The sequence below is a fragment of the Devosia sp. Z6_126 genome (assembly GCF_058133495.1).
The window spans coordinates 537,040-554,679 of record NZ_JBYUNO010000002.1 but is presented as its reverse complement, the minus strand read 5'-3'; the positions used below and the strand labels follow the sequence as shown (position 1 = coordinate 554,679).

At 63.9% G+C, this 17,640-nt stretch carries 16 protein-coding genes and 1 tRNA gene; 11 read left to right on the top strand and 6 right to left on the bottom strand.

Annotated elements, in window-relative coordinates; translation table 11 throughout:
- Window positions 1-42: 42 nt before the first annotated feature.
- A complete protein-coding gene (locus AC3YOG_RS09625) occupies window positions 43-918 on the bottom strand; it encodes an SDR family oxidoreductase (protein ID WP_489934888.1) in 876 nt (291 codons plus the stop codon).
- A gap of 217 nt (window positions 919-1,135) precedes the next feature.
- On the opposite strand from AC3YOG_RS09625, the gene gyrA reads away from it, so the two are divergent.
- From gyrA to map, 9 genes are all read left to right on the top strand, one after another.
- Complete coding sequence (gene gyrA / locus AC3YOG_RS09620; RefSeq protein ID WP_489934887.1) at window positions 1,136-3,913, top strand: DNA gyrase subunit A; 2,778 nt, start codon at window positions 1,136-1,138, stop codon at window positions 3,911-3,913.
- Window positions 3,914-3,919: 6 nt separating this feature from the next.
- A complete protein-coding gene (locus AC3YOG_RS09615) occupies window positions 3,920-5,134 on the top strand; it encodes an MFS transporter (protein WP_489934886.1) in 1,215 nt (404 codons plus the stop codon).
- 31 nt (window positions 5,135-5,165) lie between these two features.
- On the top strand, window positions 5,166-5,660 hold the full coding sequence (gene coaD, locus AC3YOG_RS09610; protein ID WP_127752640.1) for a pantetheine-phosphate adenylyltransferase: 495 nt from the start codon (window positions 5,166-5,168) through the stop codon (window positions 5,658-5,660).
- A complete protein-coding gene (locus AC3YOG_RS09605; protein WP_489934885.1) occupies window positions 5,657-6,226 on the top strand; it encodes a peptidylprolyl isomerase in 570 nt (189 codons plus the stop codon). Before coaD ends, AC3YOG_RS09605 begins: the two co-directional genes overlap by 4 nt.
- 174 nt (window positions 6,227-6,400) lie before the next feature.
- Window positions 6,401-6,880, top strand: a complete 480-nt coding sequence (locus tag AC3YOG_RS09600; RefSeq protein WP_172122980.1) for a peptidylprolyl isomerase — start codon at window positions 6,401-6,403, stop codon at window positions 6,878-6,880.
- A 453-nt stretch (window positions 6,881-7,333) separates the two neighbouring features.
- Window positions 7,334-8,395 carry a tRNA preQ1(34) S-adenosylmethionine ribosyltransferase-isomerase QueA gene (queA, locus tag AC3YOG_RS09595; RefSeq protein WP_489934884.1) on the top strand — a complete coding sequence of 354 codons (1,062 nt, stop codon included), beginning with the start codon at window positions 7,334-7,336 and terminating at the stop codon, window positions 8,393-8,395.
- Window positions 8,396-8,604: 209 nt separating this feature from the next.
- Window positions 8,605-9,732 (top strand): tRNA guanosine(34) transglycosylase Tgt, encoded by a 1,128-nt coding sequence (tgt, locus tag AC3YOG_RS09590; protein WP_489934883.1) that lies wholly within the window; start codon window positions 8,605-8,607, stop codon window positions 9,730-9,732.
- Window positions 9,733-9,754: 22 nt separating this feature from the next.
- Window positions 9,755-11,404, top strand: a complete 1,650-nt coding sequence (gene pgi / locus AC3YOG_RS09585) for a glucose-6-phosphate isomerase (RefSeq protein ID WP_489934882.1) — start codon at window positions 9,755-9,757, stop codon at window positions 11,402-11,404.
- Window positions 11,401-12,156 (top strand): type I methionyl aminopeptidase, encoded by a 756-nt coding sequence (gene map / locus AC3YOG_RS09580; RefSeq protein ID WP_489934881.1) that lies wholly within the window; start codon window positions 11,401-11,403, stop codon window positions 12,154-12,156. Before pgi ends, map begins: the two co-directional genes overlap by 4 nt.
- Window positions 12,157-12,158: 2 nt before the next feature.
- Here map and AC3YOG_RS09575 read toward each other — a convergent pair whose 3' ends face one another.
- From AC3YOG_RS09575 to AC3YOG_RS09555, 5 genes are all read right to left on the bottom strand, one after another.
- Window positions 12,159-12,686: a hypothetical protein gene (locus tag AC3YOG_RS09575; RefSeq protein WP_489934880.1), complete on the bottom strand. Its 528-nt coding sequence runs from the start codon at window positions 12,684-12,686 to the stop codon at window positions 12,159-12,161.
- A gap of 110 nt (window positions 12,687-12,796) precedes the next feature.
- On the bottom strand, window positions 12,797-12,967 hold the full coding sequence (locus tag AC3YOG_RS09570) for a hypothetical protein (RefSeq protein WP_164854774.1): 171 nt from the start codon (window positions 12,965-12,967) through the stop codon (window positions 12,797-12,799).
- Window positions 12,968-13,051: 84 nt separating this feature from the next.
- Window positions 13,052-13,279 (bottom strand): hypothetical protein, encoded by a 228-nt coding sequence (locus tag AC3YOG_RS09565; RefSeq protein WP_172124907.1) that lies wholly within the window; start codon window positions 13,277-13,279, stop codon window positions 13,052-13,054.
- A gap of 120 nt (window positions 13,280-13,399) precedes the next feature.
- Window positions 13,400-13,474 (bottom strand) — tRNA-Lys (locus AC3YOG_RS09560).
- Window positions 13,475-13,542: 68 nt separating this feature from the next.
- Window positions 13,543-14,319: a hypothetical protein gene (locus tag AC3YOG_RS09555; RefSeq protein WP_489934879.1), complete on the bottom strand. Its 777-nt coding sequence runs from the start codon at window positions 14,317-14,319 to the stop codon at window positions 13,543-13,545.
- A 139-nt stretch (window positions 14,320-14,458) separates the two neighbouring features.
- Here AC3YOG_RS09555 and glmU point away from each other — a divergent pair, with 139 nt between their 5' ends.
- The gene (gene glmU, locus AC3YOG_RS09550; RefSeq protein WP_489934878.1) at window positions 14,459-15,811 is read left to right on the top strand and encodes a bifunctional UDP-N-acetylglucosamine diphosphorylase/glucosamine-1-phosphate N-acetyltransferase GlmU; all 1,353 of its coding nucleotides are present in this window, start codon (window positions 14,459-14,461) and stop codon (window positions 15,809-15,811) included.
- Window position 15,812: 1 nt separating this feature from the next.
- Window positions 15,813-17,639 carry a glutamine--fructose-6-phosphate transaminase (isomerizing) gene (glmS, locus tag AC3YOG_RS09545; protein ID WP_489934877.1) on the top strand — a complete coding sequence of 609 codons (1,827 nt, stop codon included), beginning with the start codon at window positions 15,813-15,815 and terminating at the stop codon, window positions 17,637-17,639.
- Window position 17,640: the final 1 nt, after the last annotated feature.

Here is a 17,640-nt window from a genome sequence, read left to right as displayed (position 1 = left end):
CTGGGCGCAATGTTGTTGGTGTGTGCTTGGAAAAGCGCTGGCTTAACTTGCCAGACTCTCGCGGTGCAGGGCCAGCACCGCGTGCAGGTGTTGCGGCGCGCGGCCGGTAAACCGCTCCACCGTGTCGGCAACAATGGCGTGGTGACCCTCGGCAGCATCGCGGTCAAACGCCACCAGCAGATTGGCCATGAAGGGCGGCAGGCCCGCTGCCAGCATGCCTTCGAGCAACTGCTCGGGCGTCACCCCGATCCGGGCAATGCTCTTGCCGGACAGCTCGCTGAGCAGACGCGCAACTTCTTCCTGGGTCACCGGGGCAGGGCCGGTCACATCGAAAATGTTCTGCCCTTGCGCCTCGAGCAACGCGCCCGCCGCGGTGCGGGCGCAGTCGGCCCGGCTCACATAAGCGCGGCCCTTGCCCGCCGTGGCATCGAACATCTGCCCCGATTGCAGCGCACCCCCGGCGCCCATCAGCACCGCCTCGGCATAGATGTGATTGCGCAGCACAGTGAACTCGAGCCCTGATGCCGCCACCGCCTGCTCGGTCCAGTAATGATCGGCAATGCCCCCGCCGCTGGCGTTCGGCCGGGGATTGGGGGCTGAAGTATAGATGATGTGCTGCACGCCAGCGCTCCGGGCCGCTTGCACGGCTGCGCTCTGCTGCTCGGCCCGGTTGGCCGCGACGGTGCTGATCATCAGCATGCGCTCGACGCCGTCCAGCTTGGCGGCGAGATCGGGGTCATCGAAGTCGATTTGCCGCAACTCGACCTCGCGACCTTCGAATTCCGCCAGCTTGCCTGGCTCGCGGGAGCCCGCAATGATCCGCCGCGCCCCCTTGGCCAGCAATTCCTCCACCACCAGCCGGCCCAACTGGCCACCGGCCCCGGTTACCAGCAGTGTTTTGTCGGCAAAACGGCTCATTATCGTGCTCCTTGTTCGGGCGTGAGGCAGGTGCCGCCCGGCACTTGGCCCTCGCCCCAGACTTAATGAGCGCGCAGCGGACTTGTAAGAAGGCACCCGCCTTATACCGCCCCCCACCTTATCAAGGCCCGGCGACAAGGGGTCCCACCGCAGCGATTGGTAATTTCGCGCGAAATCACCTATTTACTACTCAGCTGAATCAACCCGAATCGATACCGTGACCGATACGCCCGACACCGGAACCGGCGCGCCCCCGCCCTCCGACGATATCGCCCTCATCTCCATCACCGACGAGATGCGCAAATCCTATCTCGATTACGCCATGAGCGTGATCGTGAGTCGGGCCTTGCCCGACGTGCGCGACGGCCTAAAGCCCGTGCACCGGCGCATCCTGTTCTCGATGAGCGAGAATGGCTACGAGTGGAACAAGCCCTATCGCAAGTCGGCCCGCGTGGTCGGCGACGTTATCGGTAAATACCACCCGCACGGCGATCAGTCCGTTTACATGGCGCTGGTGCGCATGGCCCAGGATTTTTCCATGGGCCAGCTGCTGGTGGAAGGGCAGGGCAATTTCGGCTCGGTGGACGGCGATATGCCCGCCGCAATGCGTTACACCGAAGTGCGCATGCAGCGCATCACCAACAGCATGCTCGACGATCTCGACAAGGACACCGTCGATTTCCGCGACAACTATGACGGCTCCGAGCGCGAGCCTTCCGTGCTGCCGGCCCGCTTCCCCAATATGCTGGTCAATGGCGGCGGCGGTATTGCGGTGGGCATGGCCACCAATATCCCGACGCACAACCTGGCCGAGACCATCAACGCCGCGCTGATCCTGCTCGACAATGGCGAGGCCACGGTCGACGACCTGCTCGAAGTTCTGCCCGGCCCCGATTTCCCGACCGGCGGCATCATCCTAGGCCGTGCCGGCATTCGCGCCGCCTATGAAACGGGCCGCGGCTCGGTTCTGGTGCGCGGACGCGTCGCCATCGAGGAAGTGCGCAAGGAACGCGAAGCCATCATCATCACCGAGTTGCCCTATCAGGTGAACAAGGCGACGCTGGTGGAAAAGATCGCCGAACTCGTGCGCGACAAGCGCATCGAAGGCATCTCCGACATGCGCGACGAGTCCAGCCGCGAAGGCATGCGCGTCGTGGTCGAGATCAAGCGCGACGCGCTGCCCGACGTCGTGCTCAACCAGCTCTACCGCTACACCCAGCTGCAATCCTCGTTTGGCTGCAACTTCGTCGCCCTCAATGGTGGCAAGCCGCAGCTGATGACCCTCAAGGAAATCCTTGAGGCCTTTATCGCCTTCCGCCATGAAGTCGTGACGCGCCGCGCCCGGTTCCTCCTCAACAAGGCCCGTGACCGCGCCCATATCCTGGTTGGTCTGGCCGTCGCCGTCGCCAATATCGACGAAGTCATCGCCCTGATCCGCACGGCGCCCGATCCCGCGACCGCGCGCGAGCAGTTGATGACCCGCCGCTGGCCGGCTGCCGATGTAGCCCCGCTCATCGCGCTGATCGATGATCCACGCCACCGCATCAACGAGGACGGCACCTTCAACCTCAGCGAGGAACAAGCCCGCGCCATCCTCGAGCTGCGCCTCGCCCGCCTCACCGCCCTTGGCCGCGACGAAATCGGCGAAGAACTCAACGGCCTTGGCGCCGAGATCAGCGATTACCTCGATATCCTGCGCTCGCGCGAGCGCGTGATCGAGATCATCCGCGACGAACTGGTTGCCATCCGCGACCAGTTCGGCACCCCGCGCCGCACCGAAATCGCCGACAGCCTCGCCGATTTCGACGACGAGGACCTGATCGCGCGCGAAGACATGGTCGTCACCGTTTCCCATGGCGGCTACATCAAGCGCGTGCCGCTTTCGACCTACCGGGCCCAGCGCCGCGGCGGCAAGGGCCGCTCGGGCATGCAGACCCGCGACGAGGATTTCGTTTCGCGCCTCTTTGTCGCCAGCACCCACACTCCGGTGCTGTTCTTCACCTCGCGCGGCATCGCCTATAAGCTCAAGGTCTGGCGCCTGCCCCTCGCAGCCGCCAATGCCCGCGGCAAGGCGCTGATCAACATCCTGCCGCTCGAGCAGGGCGAACGCGTCACCTCCATCCTGCCGCTGCCCGAGGACGAGGCCACCTGGTCCGATCTCGACATCATGTTCGCGACCTCGCGCGGCACGGTGCGCCGCAACTCGCTGGCCGATTTCACCTCGGTCAACCGCAACGGCAAGATCGCCATGAAGCTCGACGAGGGCGACCGCATCGTCTCGGTCGAAACCGCCAGCGCCACCGACGACATCATGCTCACCACCGCACTGGGCCGGGCCATCCGCTTCGGCATCAATGATGTGCGCGTGTTCAAGGGCCGCGATTCCACCGGCGTGCGCGGCGTGCAGCTGGGCGAGGGCGATACCGTCATCTCCATGTCGATCCTGCGCCACTTCGAGGCCACCCCGGCCGAGCGCAACACCTTCATCAAGCAATACGGCGCCAATCGCCGTGCCGCGACCGGTGAAGAGGCCGAGGTCGAGCTCACCGGCAGCGAGGACAGCGAAGAGGATGTGGGCGTCACCGCACTGTCCGTCGAGCGCTACGCCGAAATGGACGCCGCCCAGCAGTTCGTCCTGACCGTCAACGAAAAGGGCTTCGGCAAGATCTCGTCTTCCTACGATTTCCGCCTGTCCAACCGCGGCGGCAAGGGCATCCGCGCCACCGACCAAAGCAAGCTCGACGAGATCGGCCATCTCGTTGCGTCCTTCCCAGTGGAGGAAAGCGATCAGCTCATGCTCGTGTCCGATCGCGGTCAACTGATCCGCGTCCCGGTCGACGGCATCCGCTTCTCGAGCCGCGCCTCCAAGGGCGTGCGCATCTTCTCGACCGGCGCGGGTGAAAAGGTCGTTTCCGTGGAACGCATCAGCGAGCCCGAAGGCGACGACCCCGGCGAAGTCGACGGCAGCGACGCCATCGCCCCCTCGGGCGAATAACCAAACATGCGGGCAGCGCCGGGGTATCGAACACTCCTGGCGCTGCCTGCCCCCCGCTGGCTGGCGCTCGCGAGCCTGCCTGCCGACTTCGCCGACTGGCTCGATTACGCCGCAGTGGTGGCGCTCCTCGTCTTTACCTGGCAGCAAGGCCCACTCGCACTCGCCCTTTTTGCGCTTTGCCTGGCGCTCCCCTATCTCACTGCCGGGCCGGTGCTGGCCATCTATGTGGATCGCCTGCCGCTCCGGCGCGTCCTGTTCTGGAGCAATCTCGCCCGCGCCCTCGCCACCTCAGCCCTCCTGATCGCCCCGAACACGGCAGTTGTGCTCCTTTTGGTCTTCGTCCGCGGCTGCATCGACTCTGCCTTCAATCCCGCCCGCCAGTCCGCCATTCAGGCCTCCACCCCGGCCGACCTCCTGCCGCATGCCAATGCCCTCCACCACGCCATCAACCAGGGCTCCAAGATCCTCGGGCCGGCCTTGGGCGGGCTCTTGCTGACTGCGCTCTCGCCCCAGGGCGTCTTTGCCGTCAATGCCGGCTTCTCACTTCTTGCCGCGCTTCTCGTGCTCCCGCTGCAACTCGCCTCGCGCCAGCCCACCACCACCCCGGAACGCTTCTCGGTGGCGCTCCTCGCCGGAGTCAGCGAGTTCGGCCGCAGCCGCCTCTTGCTGACCGCCTTGGTGTTCTCCGCCATCGCGTTCTTCGCGTTCTTTCTCTACGACACCTTTATTGCCCTGCTGCTCGATGATCTCGGTTATGGACCATCCGCCCTGGGTTTCTCGCTGGCTTGTTCCGGCCTTGGCGGGTTGTTGGGGGCCGTGCTGGCCGCCCGGATGCCTCCGGAGAACCCGCTCGCCAGCATGATCAGCGGCGCGCTCATAGCTGGGCTGGCGGTCGGTGCGCTCGGCCTTGGCGCCGCGCTCGAACTGTGCCTGCCGCTCCCGGCTTACCTCGCGCTGATGGCGGTTATGGGCGGCTCCACGGCTTTCATGCTCGTGCCCTATCGCACGATCATCCAGACTGAAACTCCGCCCGACCGCATCGCCCGCGTGTCGGCCGCGGGTGAGGCCGTTACCACCGCCATCATGCTGTCCGGGCCATTTTTCGGCAGCTTCATCGCCACCCTTTGGGGCAACGCCGCTGCGTTTATTGCCGGCGCCTGCGTGCTGCTTCTGCTCGCCTTTGCCGGCCTCGTCATTCTTGCACTCCGCCCCCGCCCGTGACACAAACACCGCAAAACTGGGGGAGGGGCGCATGAGCAGGCTGGTAGGGTTTTATCCCGGATCGTTTGACCCGGTGACCAATGGCCATCTCGATGTGATCGAGCGCGCCTGCAAGCTCGTCGATACCCTGGTTGTCGCCGTTGGCATCAATCCGGGCAAGAAGTCGCCGCTCTTTGCCCATGCCGACCGACTGGCCTTGCTCAACCAGGTGCTCGCGCCCATCGGCAAGCGCACCGATACCGAGTTTCGTGTCGTTGATTTCTCCGGCCTCATGGTCAATGCCGCCCGCGAACACGGCGCCAAGCTCATCATCCGCGGCCTGCGCGACACCACCGACTACAATTACGAGATGCAGATGGTGGGCATGAACGCCCAGATGGCGCCCGATCTGCAGACCGTCTTCCTGCCCTCCAGCCCGCCCGTGCGGCACATCTCGGCCACATTGGTGCGGCAAATTGCCGAAATGGGTGGCGATATCGCCGCCTTTGTTCCTCCCATTGTGCTCAAGGCTCTGCAATCCAGATGACCAATGCTTTTCGCCCGACCCGCCGCCTGTTCAGCGCCCTGGCGCTTGCCACTCTCGCCTTCGGCGCGGCTCCCGCCTTTGCCCAGGAAACGCCCAGCGGCACCCCGCACCTGCTGCTGACGCTCGAAGATGGCGTAGTCGATATCGAACTGCTGCCCGAGATTGCGCCCAAGCATGTCGAGCGCGTGGTCAGCCTGACCAATGAGGGCTTCTACAATGGCCTCGTCTTTCACCGCGTGATCGAGGGCTTCATGGCCCAGACCGGCGATCCGACCGGCACCGGTATGGGCGGCTCGGAACTGCCCGATGTCGAAGCCGAGTTCAACAGCGAAAGCTTTGGCCGCGGCGTTGTCGGCGCTGCCCGCTCGCAGAACCCCAATTCCTTCAATTCCCAGTTCTTCATCACCACCGGCGATGCCTCGTTTCTTGACGGGCAATACACCGTGTTCGGCAAGGTCGTTTCCGGCATGGAAGCCGTGGATGCCCTCGAAAAAGGCCCGAAGTCGGCTAATGGCCAGGTCGAGAACCCCGACAAGATCGTCGAAGCCAAGATCGAATATAAGTAACTCGAACCGGGCTGACCCTTCGGGCCTCCACGCACGCAATGTCATCCCGGCTTCGAGCCGGGATCCATCCTGAGACCCATCACCACGGCAGCGCCGGGTGAACCGCCCCCAGCGGTTGCACCCGCCGCCCAATGCCCTTACATCCCGCCCCATCAATCAACGAAAGCGAAAACCATGGCCGATTACGCCGATCCCGAAAACACCCTCGTCATTGACACCACCAAGGGCGAAGTCGTTATCCAGATGCGCCCGGACCTCGCCCCCAACCACGTCGCCCACATCAAGAAGCTCGTGCGTGAAGGCTTTTACGACGGCATCGTCTTTCACCGCGTGATCGACGGCTTCATGGCCCAGACCGGCTGCCCGCGCGGCACTGGCACCGGCGGCTCCAAGTACCCGGACCTCAAGCAGGAATTCAACAACGAGCCGCATGTCCGCGGCACGGTTTCCATGGCCCGCGCCCAGAGCCCCGACAGCGCCAATTCGCAGTTCTTCATCTGCTTTGACGACGCGTCCTTCCTCAACAAGCAATACACCGTTTGGGGCCAGGTCATTTCCGGCATGGAAAACGTCGACCAGATCAAGCGCGGCGAACCCGTCCAGAACCCCGACAAGATGAACTCCGTCAAAGTCGCCGCCGACATCGCCGCCTAAGGCATTTCTTCTCGACCAACTTCTACGGGCGCCCCACCAGGGCGCCCGTTTTTGTGTCTGCAGCCTCGCTTCCAGCCCCAAGTACCACCCTCGGTGCTCTTGCCCTCTCTCCCCCTTGAGGGGAGGGAGGGGAGGGGGTCGCCGTGCTGTTGCACCGATCCCTCTGATGCCGATAGCGGCACAAGCACCTATCTCAGTGCCATCGTCTCCCTCCCCCTTGAGGGGAGGGATCAAGGGTGGGGGTTCAGGCCGTGCGGCAAGTTCGGTGTTGAGGTTTGCCCCATCACAAACAGGACGTTCCCCCACCCACCACCCTCAGTGCTCATCCTCCCTCCCCCTTGAGGGGAGGGATGGAGGGTGGGGTGCCGGCCGTCCCGCGAACCGGGTTCCTGTGGCACCCCCGCGACGCCCAACACCCTTCCGCCCCCCCCACCCCCATGCTAATCCCCCCGCATGCGCGTTTCCGATTTTGACTTCGAGCTCCCTGAAAGCTCCATCGCCCTCCACCCAGCCGAACCCCGCGACTCCGCGCGCCTGCTGGTCGTGGACCCGCAGCACGGCCTTTCCGACCGCCACATCCCCGATCTGCTTAACCTCCTCCACCCCGGCGATGTCCTCGTCGTCAACGACACCCGCGTCCTGCCCGCCGAACTGCGCGGCACCCGCATCCGGGGCGAGAGCCGCGCAAGCGTGTCCTTCAACCTCCACAAGCGCGACGATGCCAGCACCTGGCGCGCCTTCGCCCGCCCCGCCAAGCGCCTCACCCTCGGCGACCAGCTCGAGCTGGGCAACGGCCAAACCGAGCCGCTCCGCGCCACCGTTGCGGGCAAGGGCGATGGCGGCGAAATCATCCTCCGCTTTGCCCAAAGCGGCGCCGCGCTCGATGAAGCCATCAAGTCCCACGGCGCCATGCCGCTGCCCCCCTATATCGGCGCCAAGCGCGCGCTCGAGGAGCGCGACAAGACCGACTACCAGACGATTTATGCCGCCGAGGATGGCGCCGTCGCCGCCCCCACCGCCGGGCTCCATTTCACCCAGGACCTGCTCGACCGGCTCCAGGCCAGGGGCGTCACCATCGAGCCCGTCACCCTCCATGTCGGCGCCGGCACCTTCCTGCCGATGAAGGCGGAAGACACCAAAGACCATGTGATGCATGCCGAATGGGGCGAGATCGACGCCCCGACCGTCGAGCGCATCCTCGCGGCCAAGCGCGCCGGCGGCCGCGTGGTTGCCGTAGGCACCACAAGCCTGCGCCTCCTCGAATCCGCCGCCCGTCCCACCGGCACGCTGGCCCCCTTTGTGGGCGATACCGATATCTTCATCACCCCGGGCTTTCAGTTCCGCTGCGTAGATCTGCTGATGACCAACTTCCACCTGCCCAAATCGACCCTCTTCATGCTGGTCAGCGCCTTTAGCGGGCTTGACACCATGCAGGCCGCTTACCGGCACGCCATCGAGAGCGACTATCGCTTTTATTCCTACGGCGACTCATCGCTGCTGCTGCGAGCGCAATAGTGCTCGCCCGAGTTCCACGCCCCTCCTGCTGCAGGCTCGTACAGAATTAGCGCCTCACCCTAAGGGCACTCGGGAATTTTGAACCCCGTGGTCTTCAGCTTCCGTAGCCCTCATGGTGAGGCGGGAGCGCAGCGACCCTCGAACCACGAGGGCGTGGCACGACGACGGGCTCTTCCCACTCGCAGTTCAACCCACTACAACCCAGCGCCATGAAACAGGTCACCTTCACCCTTGCTGCCACCGACGGCGCCGCCCGCCGGGGCCGCATCGACACGCCCCGCGGCGACATCCAGACACCCGCCTTCATGCCCGTGGGCACCGTCGGCACCGTCAAAGCCATGTATCCCGATCAGGTTCGGGAAACCGGCGCCGATATTTTGCTGGGCAACACCTATCACCTGATGCTGCGCCCCGGCGCCGAGCGCGTGGCCGCGCTGGGTGGTTTGCACGACTTCATGGATTGGCAGCGCCCCATCCTTACCGATAGCGGTGGCTTCCAGGTCATGTCGCTGGCCCAGCTGCGCAAGCTGACTGAACAGGGCGTCACCTTCAAATCCCATATCGATGGCTCCGCCCACCAGCTCACCCCCGAGCGCTCGATCGAGATCCAGACGCTGCTCGATAGCGACATCATCATGCAGCTCGACGAGTGCATTGCGCTGCCCGCCGAGTACAAGGAGATGGAACGCGCCATGGAGCTGTCCCTGCGCTGGGCCGACCGCTCCAAGACCGCCTTCAACAACCAGGCCAACCGCGCCCTCTTCGGCATTGTGCAGGGCGGCGACTCCCCCGAGCTGCGCTCCCGCTCCGCCGCGGGGCTGCGCAGCATCGGCTTTGACGGTTACGCCGTCGGCGGCCTCGCCGTCGGCGAGCCGCAGGAAGTGATGTTCCGCGTCCTCGACGAAATCACCCCCGAACTGCCCACCGACCGTCCACGCTATCTGATGGGCGTCGGCAAGCCCGACGACATCCTGGGCGCCATCGGCCGGGGCATCGATATGTTCGATTGCGTCCATCCCACCCGCGCCGGCCGCCACGGCCATGTCTACACGCGCTTTGGCGTCATCAATCTCAAGAATGCCCGCCACAAGGATGACCCTCGTCCCATCGACGAGCAGTCTCCCAACCGCAATTGCCGCCGCTGGAGCAGAGCCTATCTTCACCATCTGGTGCGGACGGAGGAAATTTTGGGGGCCATGATCCTTTCGCAGATCAATCTGGCCTACTATCAAGAACTGGTCAGTGGTGCTCGCGCGGCAATCGAGGCGGGTCGGTTCGCCGATTTTGCCGCCGAAACTCGCGCTGCTTGGGCTGCGGGCGATCTGCAGGTTATTTGACGTTCAGAAAGGGTTCATCTTCATGGCGAAATCAGGGCGCAAGGCCAGCTTCACCGATCTCGGCAAGCATCGCAAGCGGCTTGAAACCCAGCCCATGCGGCTGCAATTCGCCGAGGATCCCAACCGCTTTGAGCGCTTTTCCGCCCGTGCGGGCGACCTGCTGCTCGACTACAGCAAGAACCGCATCGACGAAGAAGCCATGGCCGCGCTCTTCGACCTCGCCCGCGCCGCCGGCCTCGAAGAGCGCCGCACCCAGATGTGCGAGGGCGAGCATATCAACCTCACTGAGAACCGCGCGGTCATGCACATGGCCCTGCGATATCAAGGGGATAGGCCTGTTCCTGTCGATGGCAAGGACGTCATGCCGGACGTGCGCGCAGTGCTTGCGGCCATCAAGACCTACACCGACGCCATCCGCTCCGGCGAGATCCGCAGCCATACCGGCGAGCAATTCACCGATGTCGTCAATATCGGTATCGGCGGCTCCGACCTCGGCCCCGCCATGGTGACCCTCGCGCTCGAGCCCTATACCCGTCCCGACTTGCGCGCGCACTACGTCTCCAATGTCGATGGCGCCCATATTCACGACACGCTCAAGCGCCTCAACCCGGGGACAACGCTTTTTATCGTTGCCTCCAAGACCTTTACCACCGACGAGACCATGACCAATGCAGGCTCCGCCCGCAAATGGCTGGCCGAATCGCTGGGCGAGGAAGCCGTCCCCAGCCACTTCGCCGCCGTTTCCACCAACATCCCCGCCTGCGCCGCCTTCGGCATCCGGGAGGATCGCATCTTTGGCTTCTGGGACTGGGTCGGCGGTCGTTATTCCGTCTGGTCGGCCATCGGCCTGCCCATTGCTCTAGCGGTCGGATACGACAATTTCTCGGCCTTTCTGCGCGGGGCCGACGCCATGGACCAGCACTTCCTCTCCGCCCCGCTTGAGAAAAACCTGCCTGTTATCATGGGCTTGCTGGGTGTTTGGTACCGCAATGTCTGGGGCTTCTCCACTCACGCCGTCTTGCCCTATGACCAGCGCCTGTCACGCTTTCCCGCCTATCTGCAGCAGCAAGATATGGAATCCAATGGCAAGTCGGTGACCCTCAGCGGCAAGCCCGTGGCGTGGTCCACCGGCCCCATCGTTTGGGGTGAGCCCGGCACCAACGGCCAGCACGCCTTTTACCAGCTGATCCACCAGGGCACCGATGTCGTGCCCGCCGACTTCCTCGTCGCTGCCCGCCCACACGAGTCCATGCCGCCCCACCACGCCAAGCTCGTCGCCAATGTGCTGGCGCAGTCCGAAGCGCTGATGCTGGGCAAGACCGAAGAAGAGGTTGTGGCTGAACTCAAGGCACAGGGCCTCGACAAAAAAGCCATCAAGTCTTTGGCTGCCCACAAGGTTTTCCCGGGCAATAGACCGTCCAACACCCTTTTTTATCCCCAGCTCACCCCCGAAATGTTGGGCTCGCTCGTCGCTCTTTACGAGCACAAGGTCTTCACCCAAGGTGTGATCTGGAACGTCAACTCCTATGACCAGTGGGGCGTCGAGCTCGGCAAGCAACTCGCCAAGGCCCTGCTGCCCAAGGTAGAGGGCACCAGCGGCGCCGAGGACCATGACAGCTCAACCCGAGGCCTGCTCGCCTATTTCCACGCCAACAAGGGCGGACCGGCATGACCGTCAGCACCGAAGAGCAGCTGCAAGCCCTCAAGGAGATCGGGCGGATCTGCGCCATCACCCGCGACGCTATGAGTTCGGCGATGCGGCCGGGCATGACCACGGCTGAGCTCGACGATATCGGCCGCGCCGTTCTCACCGAGCACGGCGCGCGCTCGGCACCCGAGATCACCTATGAGTTCCCCGGCGCCACCTGCATTTCCGTCAACGAGGAAATCGCCCACGGCATCCCGGGCAACCGCGTGCTGCGCGAGGGCGACCTCGTCAATATCGACGTCTCGGCCGAAAAGAACGGCGTTTTTGCCGATACTGGCGCGTCCTTCGTGCTGGGCAAGGGGGACGCCCGGCTCGATGCCCTTTGCCGCGACGGCAAGAAGGCGATGTGGGCCGGCATCCGCACCGTCAAGCCCGGCGCCGGGTTCAACGAGATCGGCAATGCCATCGGCAAGTTCGCGAAGAAAGGCGGCTACACCCTGATCCGCAATCTCGCCAGCCACGGCGTGGGTGATAGCCTGCACGACGAACCCGGTGAAATCGCCACCTGGCCGGACCGCTCCGAACGCCGCCGCATCACCAATGGCTTGGTGTTCACCATCGAGCCTTTCCTGTCGCTCGGTGGCCGCTGGGCGGAGCAGAAATCCGAAGACGACGAATGGACGCTGGTCAGCAAACCGTCGGCCCCCTGCGTGCAATATGAGCATACAGTGGTAGCCACGCCCCGCGGTGCGCTGGTGGTGACGCTGGCCGCCTGAGCCTATACGGCGTTCAGGATCATCGGGGCAGCGAGGATAGCAGCAATTGCCACCAGAAACCGCAGATTGCCCAGCGCTCGCAGCGACGCCATGCTGAGAATTGTCGACAGCGCGGCGAATGCAGCTAGCGCAATCGCCATTGGCAGTAGCCCAGCTGTGGATATCGCCGCGCCGTACGTGAGTTGCTCATAGGCCGTCTGCCCGGCCCAGCAACCAAGCAGGGCCACGATCAGCACCGTCATGGCCTTCGCCGCGATCAAAAGGGCCAGATCGATCGTCTGGCTCGCCAGCAACAGGGCCACGCCGCTGGCACTGACATGGGCCGCGACCAGGATCACGAACAGCCGTGGGTCCGCCAGCAGCGGCACCATTCCAGGAGGAGACGCGAGGGGCAGGTTGCCGATGAGTGGCAGGTCGCCGCCGTAGCGCCTCAGCAGCAGGATGACATACAGCATGACCAGGGTGCCGACGGCGAAAACCAGCGCCGTCGCCACCCAGACTTTGATCAGTTCGATATTTTCCTGCGACACGGAGAAGTCCGGCTGATGGAGGGATGCTGATCGAAGTGCCGATCAATACCCGCCCAGCTCTAGCAGCCGAATCTCACCGCGAGGTAAAGCGCGGCTCTGGTAGGCTGCCGCTACTGGCCACCGGGATTGGAGGGGCCTTCGGATTCGCCGGCTTCGACATTTTCGAGTTCAGTATTTCCCGCGCCGCCGCTGGGAGCCTGGTTCACACCGGTAAACACCAATGTTGCCACCGCAATGATAACCACAACAACAATGATCGCCCCGATCACACGCCTGTTCATGCACATGCCTTTCTGCTTGTTGTCGACACAACGGGAAACGAGCGTTCAAGTTTCCTGCGCCGCAAATCAAGGCTGCCAAAACACTTAGCCTTCAAGCAACCCCGGGGGCAGGGTGCCGAGCCGAACCAGCACGCGGGGCTCGTCATAGGTGTCGGTTTCGATGTCGACTTCTTGGGAAAACGCAATGACCCCAGCGCGTGAAGGGGCCAGCCGTTCGGCTGTCAACAAGGCCTTGTCCTCGCTCTTGACCTGCTGCACCGGCTCGGCCACGAGCTTTTTGCCGACCTGCTTGAACGCCTGCACCAGATACATCGTCGCCACGCACGCCTCCGTTCAATGAGCACGTCCACGCGCGCCAAACACATTGCGCCTAGCCCTTCGGCTATGCACACCGAGCTTAACTCAGCATATAAGTGACGTGGATAAGAAAGATGGTATGCCGGGAGGGGGTCGAACCCTCGACCATTCGATTAAAAGTCGAATGCTCTACCACTGAGCTACCGGCACAAACCAAAGGGGACGCCTTGCGGCGTTGCGGCGGAACATAGTCAGTGGCTGCCCGCTGTCAACCGCAATCACAAACCTGTACCGCGATATGGTGCCGGTGAACAGGCAATGGATACCTGTTGCAGACGAGCGCACAGCGCCGCTGCCTCGCCTTCTTCGCCCATCGGACCCGCAATGATGCGCTCCTGTTCGCTCCCCGCTTGCTGTCCCAGCAGCGGAACAAGGCCGAGCAACAGCGGTCCCACCTTATCTTGCAGTTCGCGCCAGGCGGCGTTTGCTTCGGCAGGCGCGATCGCATCCCCCACAGCCACGCCGAACGCCGACCCCTCGCCCGTGGCGGCTTGCTGGACGCCGAGCGGCTCCGGCAAGGGTTGGTTGGGCGATAAACTCGGCAGCGCCGGGAGCGGGGTTCGCCGGATGCGCACTGAGCCGCCTTGGGCTTCCTCTACAACGCTTCCATCCTCCCCTACCGAGGCAGTGACCGCCTCGCGATCAATGCCCAATCCTGCCGGCAGAGCTTCGAGGAGATTGGGCACGCTGACCTCAAGTGCCCCAACGCGCTGAACTGTTTGGCGGTCCGCTTGCTCTTGCAGGGCAAAGCGGTTCAACAGCGTTCCATTGTCGCGGCGCAGCCGCACGGTCTCGGAATTGAGCTCAGCAACCTGGTCCTGCAACTGCTCGAGACTGGCGCCCCCAAGCCGCGATTTATGCAGGCCGTTGAGCACGCTAGGGGGCAACAGGGCCGACACATTCGCGGCCAATACGGCCAGGGCGCTGCACACCAGGGCTATGATAGCCCAGCGTGTTACGTCCGATTGCCGAAAATGCCCGGAAGGGTTAGCCACTTCAGCCCTCTTGCCGCCCGCCGAATCGCGCGGTTAATGGAGCTTAGCACTGCGGCGCTGTTATCGCTTCGCCAACGCTTGCCTGCCATAATTTCCTGCCAACGCGTGTTCCCAACAACGCGGTCCGGAGAAGACGATCATGACTGAACTGCTTTCGATCATTCTTGCGGCGGGCGAGGGGACCCGAATGCGCTCGGCAATCCCGAAGGTTCTACACCCCGTGGGGGGATTGCCCGTAGTCGGCCATGTGGTGCGCGCCGCCCGTGCGGCCGGATCCCAGCGGATGGCGCTTGTCACCGGGCCGCGACACCAGTCGATCCGCGATGCGGTGTCGCGCATCGATCCTGAAGTCACTCATTTCCAGCAAGACGTGCCCCGGGGTACCGCACACGCCGCCTCAATGGCGCGCGAATTGTTCAACAGCGCCGAAGGCTATGTTGCCGTGGTGTATGGCGACCACCCGCTGTTGCGCGGAGAAAACTTCCGCCTCGTGCTAGATCGCCTTGATGCCGGGCTCGACGTGGCCGTTTTGGGCTTTGAGCCCGCCGACCCCACTGGCTACGGCCGTTTCATCACTGAGGGCGATCAGCTGGTCGCGATCCGCGAGCACAAGGATGCGACGGAAGAAGAGCGCCGCATCGGCCTCTGCAATGCCTGCATCCTGGCGTTCCGGGCTGAAGTGTTCCGCGACCTCATCGACAAGGTCGAGACCAACAATGCCCAGGGTGAGTTCTACCTGACCGATCTGGTGGAGCTGGCCAACAAGGCCGGCAAACGCGTCGGTTTCGGTGTGGCGCCGGAAAACGACGTTATGGGCGTTAATGATCGCCGCCAGTTGGCGCATGCGGAAAAGCTGTTCCAGCAGGTACGCCGCGACGATTTCATGCGGGCCGGCGTTACGCTGCGCGATCCCGACAGCGTCTGGTTCTCCTACGACACCGAGATCGCCCAGGACGTTACGATCTTCCCCAATGTGGTCTTCGGCCCCGGGGTCAAGATCGCCAGTAATGTGGAAATCCGCGCCTTCTGTGACATCGAGGATGCGGTGATTGCCGAGGGCGCCAGCATTGGCCCGTTTGCTCGCATTCGCGGCGGCGCCGAGATCGGGGAAAAGGTTCATCTCGGCAATTTCGTCGAGGTCAAGAAATCGCGGATCGGCCCAGGCACCAAGGCTGGCCATCTTAGCTATCTAGGAGACGCGGAGATTGGGGCCAACACCAATATCGGAGCGGGCACAATCACCTGCAATTATGACGGGGTGAACAAGGACAAGACGGTGATCGGCGACAATGCCTTTATCGGCTCCAACGCCTCCCTGGTGGCCCCCGTCACCATCGGCAATGGCGCCTACACGGCCTCGGGGAGCGTCATCACCGAGGACGTGCCCGCAGAGGCGCTGGCCTTTGGCCGCGCCCGTCAGGAAAACAAGCCCGGCTATGCGCCGCGGCTGCGCGAGCAGGCGCTCGCCAAAAAAGGGGCAAAGGGAAAATAGCATGTGCGGCATTGTCGGCATTGTCGGCAGCGAACCCGTCGCCACCCGGCTCGTGGATGCGCTGAAACGCCTCGAATACCGCGGCTATGACAGCGCCGGCGTCGCCACCCTGGAAGCGGGTGCGATCACCCGGCGGCGAGCGGAAGGCAAGCTCGGCAATCTCGCGCAAAAGCTCGCCTTTGAGCCCCTAGGTGGGCGGATTGGCATCGGCCACACCCGCTGGGCCACGCATGGTGCACCCACCGAGCAAAATGCCCATCCCCATGCCACCGACCGCGTCGCGGTGGTCCATAACGGCATTATCGAGAACTTTCGCGAATTGCTGGCCGATCTCGCCAAGGACGGCTATTTGCCCAAAACCCAGACCGACACGGAGTCGGTGGCGCTCTGGACCAGCCGCGAGCTGGACAATGGTGCCGATCCTGAATTGGCGGTAGCGCGCACGCTCAAGCAGCTGCGCGGTGCCTTTGCGCTGGCCTTCCTGTTCAAGGATCGCGACGGCCTGCTGATCGCCGCGCGGCACGGCGCGCCCCTCGCCATCGGCTATGGCACGACCGAAATGTATCTGGGCTCCGACGCCATGGCGCTGGCGCCTTTCACCTCGCGCCTGACTTATCTCGAAGACGGCGATTGGGCCGTGATCACTCCTGAGGGCGTCACCATCCGCGACGGGCGCGACGCCATTGTGCAGCGCGAGCAGCAGATTTCCCAAACTTCTGCGCTCCTGGTCGACAAGGGCAATCACCGCCACTTCATGGCCAAGGAGATCTACGAGCAGCCCGAAACCATCTCCCACACGCTCAGCCACTATGTGGATATGGGCGCCGAAGCGGTCTCCTTGCGCGAAACCCTGCCGTTCAGCTTCGCTGACCTGACCCGCCTCACCATCAGCGCCTGCGGCACGGCTTATCTCGCGGGGGCCGTCGCCAAATACTGGTTCGAGCGCTTTGCCCGCCTGCCGGTCGACATCGATGTGGCGTCCGAGTTCCGCTATCGCGAACCACCGCTGGAGCAGGGCGGGCTCTCCCTCTTCATCTCCCAGTCCGGTGAAACCGCCGACACGCTGGCCGCCTTGCGCTATTGCGCACGTGAGGGCCAGCATGTCGCCTCGCTGGTCAACACGCTGGAATCCACTATCGCGCGGGAATCGGGCGTGGTGTTCCCCATCCTCTGCGGCCCCGAAATCGGCGTGGCTTCCACCAAGGCGCTGACCGCGCAACTGACCGCGCTAGCGAGCCTTGCCATCGCCGCCGGCCGTGCCCGTGGCGTGCTCAGCGCCGACCGTGAAGCCGAGCTCGTGCGCGCCCTGATCAGCTTGCCTGCCGCCGTCTCGCACGCCCTGGCTGCCGAAGGGCAGATCAACGACATTGCCAAGCGTCTCTCCAAGGCTAAGGACGTGCTTTATCTCGGGCGCGGTCCCATGTTCCCTATCGCCATGGAAGGCGCGCTCAAGCTCAAGGAAATCAGCTACATCCACGCCGAAGGTTATGCGGCAGGCGAGCTCAAGCACGGCCCCATTGCCCTGGTTGATGAGGACATGCCGGTGATCGTCGTCGCCCCGTCGGACGAGCTGGTCGACAAGACCCTGAGCAACATGCAGGAAGTAGCGGCCCGCGGCGGCAAGATCATTCTGATCACCGATGCGGAGGGCGCCAAAACTGTCGGTCACGGCGTGGCCGACATCATCGAGATTCCGCATGTCGACGGCTTCGTCGCGCCAATCCTCGCCTGTATTCCCGTGCAACTGCTGGCCTATCACACCGCCGTATTCATGGGCACCGATGTGGACCAGCCCCGCAACCTCGCCAAGTCGGTAACGGTGGAATAAG

What these genes read in the sequence shown, in the direction of transcription:
- AC3YOG_RS09625 (WP_489934888.1), bottom strand. Translation starts at nt 918, where the DNA reads ATGAGCCGTTTTGCCGACAAAACACTGCTGGTAACCGGGGCCGGTGGC.
- AC3YOG_RS09615 (WP_489934886.1), top strand. Translation starts at nt 3,920, where the DNA reads ATGCGGGCAGCGCCGGGGTATCGAACACTCCTGGCGCTGCCTGCCCCC.
- coaD (WP_127752640.1), top strand. Translation starts at nt 5,166, where the DNA reads ATGAGCAGGCTGGTAGGGTTTTATCCCGGATCGTTTGACCCGGTGACC.
- AC3YOG_RS09605 (WP_489934885.1), top strand. Translation starts at nt 5,657, where the DNA reads ATGACCAATGCTTTTCGCCCGACCCGCCGCCTGTTCAGCGCCCTGGCG.
- AC3YOG_RS09600 (WP_172122980.1), top strand. Translation starts at nt 6,401, where the DNA reads ATGGCCGATTACGCCGATCCCGAAAACACCCTCGTCATTGACACCACC.
- queA (WP_489934884.1), top strand. Translation starts at nt 7,334, where the DNA reads ATGCGCGTTTCCGATTTTGACTTCGAGCTCCCTGAAAGCTCCATCGCC.
- tgt (WP_489934883.1), top strand. Translation starts at nt 8,605, where the DNA reads ATGAAACAGGTCACCTTCACCCTTGCTGCCACCGACGGCGCCGCCCGC.
- pgi (WP_489934882.1), top strand. Translation starts at nt 9,755, where the DNA reads ATGGCGAAATCAGGGCGCAAGGCCAGCTTCACCGATCTCGGCAAGCAT.
- map (WP_489934881.1), top strand. Translation starts at nt 11,401, where the DNA reads ATGACCGTCAGCACCGAAGAGCAGCTGCAAGCCCTCAAGGAGATCGGG.
- AC3YOG_RS09570 (WP_164854774.1), bottom strand. Translation starts at nt 12,967, where the DNA reads ATGAACAGGCGTGTGATCGGGGCGATCATTGTTGTTGTGGTTATCATT.
- AC3YOG_RS09565 (WP_172124907.1), bottom strand. Translation starts at nt 13,279, where the DNA reads ATGTATCTGGTGCAGGCGTTCAAGCAGGTCGGCAAAAAGCTCGTGGCC.
- glmU (WP_489934878.1), top strand. Translation starts at nt 14,459, where the DNA reads ATGACTGAACTGCTTTCGATCATTCTTGCGGCGGGCGAGGGGACCCGA.
- glmS (WP_489934877.1), top strand. Translation starts at nt 15,813, where the DNA reads ATGTGCGGCATTGTCGGCATTGTCGGCAGCGAACCCGTCGCCACCCGG.